At 47.3% G+C, this 11,536-nt stretch carries 8 protein-coding genes; 7 read left to right on the top strand and 1 reads right to left on the bottom strand.

From position 1 onward, the window contains the following. The first annotated feature begins 54 nt into the window (after nt 1-54). Genes recO through acpS form a run of 3 tightly spaced genes read left to right on the top strand, consistent with a single transcriptional unit; the run spans nt 55 to nt 1,907 of the window. A complete protein-coding gene (gene recO / locus OH459_RS05120; protein WP_005426504.1) occupies nt 55-786 on the top strand; it encodes a DNA repair protein RecO in 732 nt (243 codons plus the stop codon). Then, nucleotides 783-1,514, top strand: coding sequence for a pyridoxine 5'-phosphate synthase (pdxJ, locus tag OH459_RS05115; protein ID WP_005426507.1), 732 nt, complete (start codon nt 783-785; stop codon nt 1,512-1,514). The genes recO and pdxJ overlap by 4 nt, the downstream gene beginning before the upstream one ends. 12 nt (nt 1,515-1,526) lie before the next feature. After that, nucleotides 1,527-1,907: a holo-ACP synthase gene (gene acpS, locus OH459_RS05110; RefSeq protein ID WP_005449797.1), complete on the top strand. Its 381-nt coding sequence runs from the start codon at nt 1,527-1,529 to the stop codon at nt 1,905-1,907. A 90-nt stretch (nt 1,908-1,997) separates the two neighbouring features. Here the strand turns inward: acpS and barA are convergent, their stop codons facing one another. Beyond that, on the bottom strand, nt 1,998-4,796 hold the full coding sequence (gene barA / locus OH459_RS05105) for a two-component sensor histidine kinase BarA (RefSeq protein ID WP_005449799.1): 2,799 nt from the start codon (nt 4,794-4,796) through the stop codon (nt 1,998-2,000). A gap of 192 nt (nt 4,797-4,988) precedes the next feature. Between barA and rlmD the strand changes: the two genes are divergently transcribed. The 4 genes from rlmD (at nt 4,989) to OH459_RS05085 (ending at nt 11,468) form a co-directional block, all read left to right on the top strand. Beyond that, on the top strand, nt 4,989-6,308 hold the full coding sequence (gene rlmD, locus OH459_RS05100; RefSeq protein ID WP_017817666.1) for a 23S rRNA (uracil(1939)-C(5))-methyltransferase RlmD: 1,320 nt from the start codon (nt 4,989-4,991) through the stop codon (nt 6,306-6,308). 127 nt (nt 6,309-6,435) lie between these two features. Continuing rightward, entirely contained in the window at nt 6,436-8,655 is a 2,220-nt protein-coding gene (gene relA / locus OH459_RS05095) for a GTP diphosphokinase (RefSeq protein ID WP_005449804.1), read from the top strand. A gap of 223 nt (nt 8,656-8,878) precedes the next feature. After that, nucleotides 8,879-9,676: a nucleoside triphosphate pyrophosphohydrolase gene (mazG, locus tag OH459_RS05090; RefSeq protein WP_239911504.1), complete on the top strand. Its 798-nt coding sequence runs from the start codon at nt 8,879-8,881 to the stop codon at nt 9,674-9,676. Between the two features lie 151 nt (nt 9,677-9,827). After that, the gene (locus OH459_RS05085; RefSeq protein WP_005449808.1) at nt 9,828-11,468 is read left to right on the top strand and encodes a CTP synthase; all 1,641 of its coding nucleotides are present in this window, start codon (nt 9,828-9,830) and stop codon (nt 11,466-11,468) included. The last annotated feature ends 68 nt before the right edge of the window (nt 11,469-11,536 follow it).

Here is an 11,536-nt window from a genome sequence, read left to right as displayed (position 1 = left end):
AAGGAGCCACTTGGCTCCTTATTTTTTATTACCGACTTAGGCACACTGATTGAAATGAGCAACCAGTCTTCAGAAGGCTTCCAGCGCTGCTTTGTATTGCACCGACGCCCTTACAGTGAATCGAGCTTAATCCTTGATGTATTCAGCGAGGAGTATGGTCGTATCACGTTGATGGCGAAAGGTGCGCGCAGCAAACGCTCCAATCTGAAAGGGGCATTACAGCCTTTCACGCCACTATTGCTGAAATGGTCCGGCAAAGGTTCGATGAAAACCTTACGTCAGGCTGAGCCAATCAGTTTAGGCTTGCCGTTGTTCGGGATAAACCTTTATTCCGCGATGTACGTAAATGAATTAGTCGGACGCGTGTTAATGGCGGAAGTGCCGATGCCTGCGCTATTTCATGATTACCTGCATGCACTAACGGAATTGGCTCAGAGTGATAACCCTGAACCGGGGTTGCGTCGTTTTGAATTGGCCCTGCTGTCTTCAATGGGCTATGGCGTCGATTTCTTACATTGTGCCGGGACGGGTGAGCCAGTCGATCCTGAGATGACTTACCGTTATCGTGAGCAAAAGGGATTCATAGCTTCAGTAAGGCGCGACAACCTGACATTTTTAGGTAATGAATTGATTGCGATTAGCGAACGGCGATTCGTCACTAAAGAGCAATTAAAAGCGGCGAAACGCTTTACACGTATGGCATTAAAGCCGTATCTTGGCGGCAAACCTTTAAAAAGTCGCGAATTATTCATTCAGACATATCGAGCACGGAGTAACGGAAAATGAGCTCAATCTACTTAGGCGTTAATATCGACCATATTGCCACTCTACGTAATGCACGTGGTACTAAATACCCAGATCCAGTTCATGCTGCTGAGATCGCAGAGCGTGCAGGTGCTGACGGTATTACCATCCACCTACGTGAAGACCGTCGCCACATTCTAGATCGTGACGTTCGCATCCTACGTGAAACCATTCAAACTCGTATGAACCTTGAAATGGCAGTAACGGACGAGATGGTTGAGATTGCGCTACAAACTAAGCCTGAGTTCGTTTGTCTGGTTCCTGAAAAACGTGAAGAGTTGACAACAGAAGGTGGTCTGGATGTTGTCGGTCAACTTGAGAAAGTGAAAGCGGCAACGCAAAAGCTAACTGAAGCGGGCATTAAAGTCTCTCTATTCATCGATGCTGACCGTCAACAGATCGATGCGGCAAAAGCTTGTGGCGCACCTTACATTGAGCTTCACACAGGTCACTACGCAGATGCGACAACAGAAGAAGATCAGCAAGATGAACTGAAGAAGATTGCAGCAGGCGCAAGCTACGCTGATGACCTAGGTATCATCGTAAACGCAGGTCACGGTCTGACTTACCACAACGTTGCACCAATCGCGGCACTGCCAGAAATCTACGAGCTTAACATCGGTCACTCGATCATTGGTCGTGCCGTTTTCGATGGTTTAGAAAAATCTGTGGCAGAAATGAAAGCCATCATGGTTGCGGCTCGTAAGTAATCAGATTTAAGCATGGCAATTTTAGGATTAGGCACTGACATCGCAGAGATTGAGCGCATTGAAAAAGCGCTCGGTCGAACGGGTGAGCCCTTCGCAAAGCGCATTTTGTCGCAAGATGAAATGGTAAAGTTTGCTGAATTGAAGCAAAAAGGGCGCTACCTTGCGAAGCGTTTCGCAGTAAAAGAGGCTGCCTCAAAAGCGCTAGGTACAGGCATCGCAAAAGGCGTGACCTTCCATGATTTTACAGTTTCGAATGATGAGTTCGGTAAACCGATATTGACCTTATCCGGTGTGGCGAAGCAAATCGCCGAGTCGATGGGCGTCAATCATGTTCATCTGTCGATTTCGGATGAACGTCATTACGCGGTCGCGACGGTGATTTTTGAATCCTAACTTAGCCTGATTACGGATCAATAATCGAATACGAAAAAGCCAGAGTCGATGCTCTGGCTTTTTTATGTCTCTGATTTAATCCGTTATTTTCTACTGTTCAAGATAGAGTTTCGCCGTCGTGGTGACTTTAATCATCTCATCTTGCAGTTCGAACATTTCCGGTTCGATGTCTTCGATGTCAGCGCCTGAGCGCAGTGCTTGTTCCAAGGTTGCACACAGAGACTTTAATCTCGGCACGCCACAGTAAGAGCTGCTGCCGTGAAGTTTATGTACCACATGGATAAGATCATCACGCGAGAAGTCTTCTTGTTCTAATGCTTGATCGACCACTTCTTCCACCTCAGGAATAAAATCAATCAGCATGCGCAGCATGTCTTTGGCTAAGTCTTCCTTGTTGGCACTTTGTTTCAATGCCGCTTGCCAGTCGATGATGACATCTTGCTGTGGCTTTTCTGGCGCTGATGGCGCAGTTTCCACAACTGGTTCGACATAGGATGGCGCGATTTTGTCGACACTCTCAGTACAGGTATTTGGATTCCAATGAACCAAAACCTGTTGCAGCACATGCTCTTCGATTGGTTTGGTTAGGTAGTCATCCATCCCCGCTGCTAATAGTCGGTCACGCTCGCCTGCCATGGCATGCGCGGTCACCGCAATCACTGGGGTGTCTTTGTTCAGCTCTAGCTCTTTAATATGCTGACAAGCCGTCACGCCGTCCATCAATGGCATTTGAATGTCCATGAAGATCAGATCGTATTTCTTCTCAGTCGCAAGATTCACCGCTTGCTGACCATTGCTGCACGCTGTTACCGTTTCTACACGCTCTTTCAATAGCGCAGAGATCAGTTTCAAGTTAGCTGGGTTATCGTCGACCGCAAGTACCGTCAGTGGTAAGCGTTCATTCACTACAGGCTCAATTGGAGCAATTACCGCTTGAGGCGTTTCGACATGATCTGTGATCAGACTTTGTAGAAGCTTGCGACGCGATAGTGGCTTGGTCAGACATTGGATCTGATGGTCGTTCATCACTTGATCTGCCAGTGCTAGTTCGGTACTTGGCGTACCCATGATCACACTCGGCGCCATGCGTTTGGCTTGTTCAATCCAAGCCGCTACCGATTGATCATCGTAGGTTTGGTTGGCAGCCAAGTTCAACAATACGTAGTCGTAGTTCTCGTCGTTTTCTGGCAACGAAGAGCGGTAGGTCACCAGAATGCCTTCTTGGCTCAGGATCTGCTGTGTCACTGACGCCGCTTGCATGTTCGGTTCAACCAACAACAATTGCTTGCCAGTCAATAGCTCTACTTCAATCAGATCGCTCATTGGCATTTCAGTTGAGTGCAAGCGAACCGTAAACCAGAAGGTTGAACCTTGGTGTAGACGACTGGTTAGGCTGATTTCACCGCCCATCTGGCTCACCAGTTTCTGAGTGATAACCAGACCCAGACCGGTACCACCATAGCGACGTGAAATACTCGCATCCGCTTGGCTAAACGCTTGGAACAACTGCGCTTGCTGACGTTCGGAGATACCAATACCAGTATCGCGCACCATGAATTGCAGTTCGACCGAATCACCAGATTGTGAGCGCATCTCAACGCTGATGTCGATGTTACCGCGCTCAGTAAACTTGATGGAGTTGCCGACCAAGTTGGTGAGAATTTGTTGGATACGAAGTGGGTCACCCACCAAGCCTTGCGGGATCTTCGGATCCACTTTCAAGGTGATTTCCAATCCTTTTTCGTGCGCGCTGGTGGCTTGTAGGTTGATTACTTCTTCTAAGCTTTCTCTGAATTCAAACGGAATGTTTTCCAGTGCTAGCTTACCGGCTTCCAGTTTCGAGAAGTCGAGGATGTCGTTGATGATGTTCAGTAGGTTGTTTGCGGACTTCTCAATGGTCTGCAAGTAATCCGTTTGGCTGTTCGATAGCTGTGTTTTCAGCATCTGGCGGGTAAAGCCAATCACACCATTCAGCGGAGTACGAAGTTCGTGAGACATGTTCGCCAAGAATTCGGATTTCACACGTGCTGCTTCTTGGGCACGCTTCTTCGCGATGTCCAACTCCACGTTCTGAATCTCTAGCTGTTCCAGAGTCTCACGCAAGTCTGATGTCGCTTGGTCTATACTGTGCTGCATCTCAACGTGGTATTCCGACAGCGAGACCGCCATGGCGTTGATACCGTTTTTCAACTGGTCCAACTCACCGTGCATTTTACCTTCGATACGTACATCAAGGTGACCACGACGAATGCGGTCAACAACGTTCTTCATGTGAGTGATCGGTTGGGTTACGTCATGCATTAGACGAGAGGCGAACACACTCGCGAGACCAAGACCGAGGATCAACACCAAGAACGCAGAGAACACTTCTTGGTATTGCTGCAATCGAAGTGACGAAAGATCCATTTCCACTGCGATGTAGCCGATGGCTTTTGTGCCCTGATTCTCATTTGAGAGCTCCGAAAGATAGTGACCTTCAGATAGAATCGGCACGCGCAGAATAAGCGAGTTATCGAAGATTTCTGAGTCCCCTAACTGAGGGATCGGCTTATCCTTCGGGAACATCAGAGCTTCAAAATTGGGATGGAAGTTAGAAGTGACGAAAAGCTCATGATTTTCATCGAACACCGCGATACTACGAACCAGTTTCGAGTTTTTGCGATGGGCGTAACTGATAAGACGACGAACGGCTTCGCGACTTTCGGAAAGTAGGTGAGTTTCACTGGCAATCGCAAGCGGTTCGATAATGCTATTGCCTGTGGTGATAACTTGTTTCTCGAGGTCTTGGTAGCGGTTAAATGAGAAAAAGCCGCTCAGTAATAAACCAATAATGAGAGTGGGAGCGAGAGTTAGTGTAATTACACGTGCTCTTAAGCCATATCTGGTCATGTTATCTAATTACATCGGAGTCTGGATATGGGAAAATAACGCATTATTTCTCAAGCGCACGATAAAGCCTTGAGCAAAGAAGTGACGTCACCGGATAAACGGTAAGCATAATCAAGTCACTCGAATCACACAACGGCTGCAATCAAGAATAGTGAAGCAGTAGAGCAATTAGACACAAATCAGGCACAGAGCATGGCACGTATCTTTCAACCTAAAAAGAAAACGCAACTGAATACCCGCCACCAAGCGGTGCAAGTAGAGCGTTTGGATCACCACGGCGCAGGCATTGCTTACCTTAAGAAGAAACCATTGTTTATCGATGGTGCGCTACCGGGTGAGGAAGTGGTAACCCAATTGGTGGAAGAAAAGAGCAAGTTCGCTCGCGGTAAGTTGATTAAAATCCTTAAACCGAGTGAAGCTCGCGTGGAGCCATTTTGTCCGCATTACCATGAATGCGGTGGCTGTGACCTGCAGCATCTGAACTATGACCAACAATTGACGCACAAGCAGCAAACGCTTCGTCAGTTGATGAGAAAATTTGCCGGCAGTGATATCGAGTTGGATGCGCCTGTGTTGGGTGAATCTCTTGGCTACCGTCGCCGTGCTCGTGTGAGCTTGTTCGTGGATAAAAAGACTCGTCAGTTGCACTTTGGTTTCCGTAAGAAACAGAGTAAGCAAATCGCGCAAGTGACAGACTGCCCAGTGCTCGCGCCTGAGTTGAATGTGCTATTGCCAGAAATCTACTCGACGTTAAAAGCGTTTAAGAAGCCAGAGCAACTTGGTCACGTAGAGTTGGTGCTAGGCGACAATGGTCCATGCGTAACATTGCGTCATCTGAGCAAATTGACTGAAAAAGAAACCAACACCTTGGTGGAATTAGCGAAGCGTCACCATGCATCGCTCTACCTGATGCCAGAAACGGATCAGCTTGATTTGATTGAAGGTGAAGTGCCTTTCTATCAAGAAGCAGGTGTCACCGTACCATTTACGCCAAATAACTTTATTCAAGTGAACCAAGCGGTAAACCAGAAAATGGTCGCTCAGGCAGTGGAGTGGTTAGACCCACAAAGTGACGAGCGAGTGTTAGATTTGTTCTGTGGTTTAGGTAACTTCAGTTTGCCAATCGCAAAACGTGCAAAACACGTGGTTGGCGTAGAAGGCGTGGCAGAAATGGTGGAAAAGGCGGCAAATAATGCATCTTTGAACCAAATCAATAACGCGCAATTTTATCACGCTAACCTTGAGCAGGATTTTGAAGGGCAAGTTTGGGCGGCTGAACAATTCGACAAAGTGCTGCTTGATCCGGCACGTGCGGGCGCGAGTGGGATCATCGATCAAGTTTCTGCGCTTGGCGCACAGCGTGTAGTTTATGTTTCGTGTAATCCTGCTACCCTTGCAAGGGATAGCCAGAGCTTGCTGGAGCAAGGCTACCAATTGACCAAATTAGGTATGCTGGACATGTTCCCTCATACCAGCCATCTAGAATCGATGGCACTGTTTGAAAAGTCCTGATAATTGGGACTTTGTTGATCACTTACACGTGGTGGGTGGTCAATAAGCCAACGCTTAAAGCTTGGCGAAAGAACTAACCTGGATGGTGTTAGTCAAACCACACAAATATAATAATTAGGATGATGAGATGGTTGCGGTAAGAAGCGCGCATTTAAACCAAGATGAACAGTTTGAACTTGAAAACTGGGTGGCTAGCCTAGGTCAAGAGAAGAACACAGCGAAACGCTTAACCGAAGTGTATCGTGACTGCCAATCTGTTTTGGCGGATAACGAACAGGCGGAGCTTTTGTTGTGGCGTGGACGAGAGATGATCGAAATCTTGATCACCTTGTCGATGGACAAAGCGACACTTGTCGCGGCGCAACTGTTCCCTTTGGTCTCAAGTGGTGCTTTTGATAGAGAGCTCCTTGAGGAAAAATACAGCAAAGAAATCATTAAGCTGATCGATGGTGTCGACGAAATGGCGGCAATTGGTCAACTAAATGTAACAATGGATGGTGGTGCTGCCTCGTCTCAAGTAGATAACGTTCGTCGCATGCTGTTGGCAATGGTGGATGATTTCCGCTGCGTGGTCATCAAGCTGGCGGAACGTATCTGCAACCTGATTGAAGTAAAAAAAGCGCCGGACGAAGTTCGTCGTGCTGCGGCAAAAGAGTGTGCAAACATCTATGCGCCTCTGGCAAACCGCCTTGGTATTGGTCAGTTGAAGTGGGAAATCGAAGATTACGCCTTCCGCTACCAACAACCAGAAACCTACAAGCAAATCGCGAAGCAATTGGCTGAGCGTCGTATTGTCCGTGAACAATACATCAAAGACTTTGTCGACGACCTTACCCAAGAAATGACCGTATGCGGCATCAACGCAGAAGTCAGTGGTCGTCCAAAGCACATCTACAGTATCTGGCGCAAAATGCAGAAGAAGAGTCTGGCGTTTGATGAATTATTTGACGTACGAGCAGTACGTATCATCGCTGACAAACTTCAAGACTGTTATGCCGCTCTAGGTGTGGTTCACACCAAATACAAACACCTACCAAGCGAGTTCGACGATTATGTAGCGAACCCGAAACCAAACGGCTACCAGTCTATCCATACCGTGATTCTTGGACCTGAAGGCAAGACCATTGAGATCCAGATTCGTACTAAAGAGATGCACGAAGATTCTGAGCTAGGTGTTGCTGCGCACTGGAAATACAAAGAAGGTGCAAGCAGCCGCAGCGGTTACGATGAGAAGATCACATGGCTACGTAAGCTACTCGATTGGCAAGAAGAGATGTCTGACTCTGGCGAGATGTTGGACGAGCTACGTAGTCAGGTATTTGATGACCGCGTGTATGCCTTTACCCCACGTGGCGATGTTGTCGACCTACCAATGGGCGCAACACCGCTCGATTTCGCTTACCACATTCACTCCGAAGTGGGTCACCGTTGTATCGGCGCTAAAGTTGCGGGTCGTATTGTACCGTTCACCCATAAACTGCAAATGGGTGATCAGGTTGAAATCATCACCCAGAAAGAACCAAACCCTTCACGTGACTGGTTGAACCCGACTCTGGGCTTTGTGACGTCGAGCCGAGCACGTGCGAAAATCAACGCATGGTTCCGCAAACAAAGTCGTGAGAAGAACCTAGAAGCGGGTCGTGAAATCCTAGAGCACGAATTGGCGAAAATCGGCGCGACACTGAAAGACGCAGATCACTACGCACTAAAACGCTTTAACGTTAATAGCGCCGATGAATTGTATGTTGGTATTGGTAGTGGTGACTTGCGCATTAACCAGATCATCAACCACATCAACGCGTTAGTGAACAAGCCAACCGCGGAAGAGGAAGACCAGCAAGCGCTGGAAAAACTGCAAGAAGCAGAAAATCGCGCGCCAGCGCAAAGCCGTCCGAAGAAAGATGCCGTTGTGGTAGAAGGTGTCGATAACTTAATGACGCACCTAGCGCGCTGTTGTCAGCCGATCCCAGGTGATGAGATCTCAGGTTACATCACTCAAGGTCGTGGTATTTCGGTGCACCGTAGTGACTGTGAGCAACTAGAAGAACTTCGTCATCACGCACCAGAACGTATCATTGATACCGTCTGGGGGAGCGGCTTTGTCGGCTCTTACATCTTGACGGTTCGTGTTGAAGCGATGGAGCGTGGTGGTCTACTAAAAGACATCACAACGCTATTTGCGAACGAGAAAATCAAAGTCACCAGCATGAAGAGTCGCGTCGATTACCGCACGCAAATGTCGATCATGGACTTTGACCTTGAAGTGACCAACCTTGAGGTGTTCTCACGCGTTTCGAAACGTGTTGAGCAGATCAAGGATGTTATGTCGGTGAAACGCTTAGGCTAATTTTTACGTCGTATTTGGCTTTCTAGCGGCGTTAGCTGCACTTATATCCGGAATGCTGGCCCAGACCCATCTCATAGACAAGCTATGCTCATGGGTCTCATAAGTTTGCTGCCTTGCCAGAAGAACCAACTACTTAGTAAAAACAGTTAGAAAACAAATTAAAGGTGAGTGGTTTTGGCTGCTCACCTTTTTCTTTAGATAGAAAGGTTTAAAGGAACAGAAAATGAGTCATCCAATTGAACAGTTAGAACAAATCATGGCGAAGTTGCGTGACCCAGAAAGCGGTTGCCCTTGGGACTTAAAGCAGACCTTCGACACCATTGTTCCTCACACTATTGAAGAAACCTACGAAGTGGTGGATGCTATTCAAAACCGCGATTGGTCGAACTTGCAAGAAGAGTTGGGGGACTTATTGTTCCAAGTGATTTTCTACAGCCAAATGGCGAAAGAGCAGGGATTGTTCGAGTTTTCTGATGTGGTGGAAACCGTTAACGAGAAGCTGACGCGTCGTCACCCGCATGTTTTTTCAGAAGTAGAATTCGATTCTGAAGAAGCGATTAACGCCAACTGGGAAGCGGAAAAAGCCAAAGAGAAAGCACAATTAGGCAAAGCTGAAGAAAGTATCCTAGACTCAATACCAAACTCTCTACCTGCACTTTCGCGTGCTACAAAGATCCAGAAAAAGTGCGCAAAATTCGGCTTTGATTGGGGCTCGCTTGGTCCCGTTGTCGGAAAAGTGCAGGAAGAAATTGAAGAGGTAATGGAAGAAGTGCTTCAAATTACTCCGGATGAGGAGAAAGTTGAACTCGAATTAGGCGATCTTTTATTTGCTACCGTGAACCTGTCTCGTCACCTAGGGAAAGACCCTGAAGTGGCACTGGCAAAAGCCAACTTAAAGTTCTCGAAACGCTTTAAAGGCGTGGAAACTAAAGTTGCAGCGCACGGTAAACAGCTGACAGACTTTACTCTAGATGAACTCGATTCCATGTGGGATGAAGTGAAACGAGAAGAGCGAAGCTGAAATTGCATGAATACTCGACTTTGATTTGAAGCAAAAAATAAAAAATTACGGTGTGATAGATTTCACGTTGTGGCGGTTAGGAGCTTCTGGTATATTTACGTCCCGTCCAGAAGCACTCCATTTCCCTCATTCAACCAATTTCAGGTTAAACATGACGACAAATTACATTTTTGTTACTGGCGGGGTTGTATCCTCTCTAGGTAAAGGTATTGCAGCAGCATCTCTTGCAGCTATTCTAGAAGCTCGTGGTCTTAAAGTGACTATGATGAAGCTTGACCCTTACATCAACGTTGATCCAGGCACAATGAGCCCAACTCAACACGGTGAAGTGTTCGTTACGGAAGATGGCGCAGAGACTGACCTTGACCTTGGTCACTACGAGCGTTTCATCCGCACCAAGATGACTAAGCGTAACAACTTCACTGCTGGTCGTGTTTATGCAGACGTACTACGTAAAGAACGTCGCGGCGATTACCTAGGTGCAACCATTCAGGTTATCCCTCACATCACTAACGCTATCAAAGACCGCGTAATTGCAGGTTCTGAAGGCCATGATGTTGCTATCGTTGAAGTCGGTGGTACGGTAGGTGATATCGAATCACTACCATTTATGGAAGCTATTCGTCAGCTTGCTGTAGAACTAGGTCGTGAGCGCGCAATGTTCATGCACCTAACGCTAGTTCCTTACCTAGCCGCTGCTGGTGAAGTGAAAACTAAGCCAACTCAGCACTCTGTTAAAGAGCTGCTATCTATCGGTATCCAACCAGATATTCTTGTTTGCCGCTCTGATCGTATGATCCCAGCGAACGAGCGTAAGAAAATTGCGCTATTCTGTAACGTTCCTGAGAAAGCGGTAATCTCAATGAAGGACGTAGATTCAATCTACAAGATCCCTCAACTTGTTAAGTCTCAAGGTCTAGATGACCTAGTTTGTGCTCGCTTTGGTATCAACGCACCAGAAGCTGACCTGTCTGAATGGGAACAGGTTATCTATGAAGAAGCGAACCCAACTGGCGAAGTAACTATCGGTATGGTCGGTAAATACATCGAACTACCAGATGCTTACAAGTCAGTAAACGAAGCACTTAAACACGCAGGCTTGAAAAACCGTCTAAACGTCACAATTAAATACGTAGACTCTCAAGATGTTGAGACGAAAGGCGTAGAAGTACTTGAAGGTCTAGATGCAATCCTAGTACCTGGTGGCTTCGGTGACCGTGGTATCGAAGGTAAGATTCGCGCAGCACAATACGCTCGTGAAAACAAAGTACCTTACCTAGGTATCTGTCTAGGCATGCAAGTAGCACTGATCGAATACGCGCGCAACGTAGCGGGTATGGAAGGTGCACATTCAACAGAATTTAACAAAGACACTAAGTACCCTGTGGTAGGTTTGATCACTGAATGGGTAGACGGCGAAGGTAAAGTTGAAGAACGTACTGAAACGTCTGACCTAGGTGGTACGATGCGTCTTGGTTCACAGCTATGTCACCTAGAGAAAGGGACGAAAGCTCGTGAACTATACGGTAGCGCGACAGTTCACGAACGTCACCGTCACCGTTACGAAGTAAACAACGTTCTTCGTCCGCAAATCGAAAAAGCAGGTCTGAAAGTATCTGGTCTATCAGCGGACAAGAAACTAGTGGAAATGATTGAGAACCCAGCTCACCCATGGTTTGTAGCGGCTCAATTCCACCCAGAATTCACCTCGACTCCTCGCGATGGTCACCCACTATTCGCAGGTTTCGTTAAAGCTGCTGGTCAAAACGCTCGCGGCGAATTCGAGAAGTAAAAGGATACGGGCGGCGGCGAAGGTTGTGCTGCTGCCCTTTAAAATTGACATTTATATTTGAACGAGAG

Origin of the sequence: Vibrio sp. MM46 (assembly GCF_027587135.1) — a bacterium.
GTDB lineage: Bacteria > Pseudomonadota > Gammaproteobacteria > Enterobacterales > Vibrionaceae > Vibrio > Vibrio harveyi.
Note: the sequence above shows the minus strand (reverse complement) of the source record. Positions and strands in the feature narration are given on the sequence as shown.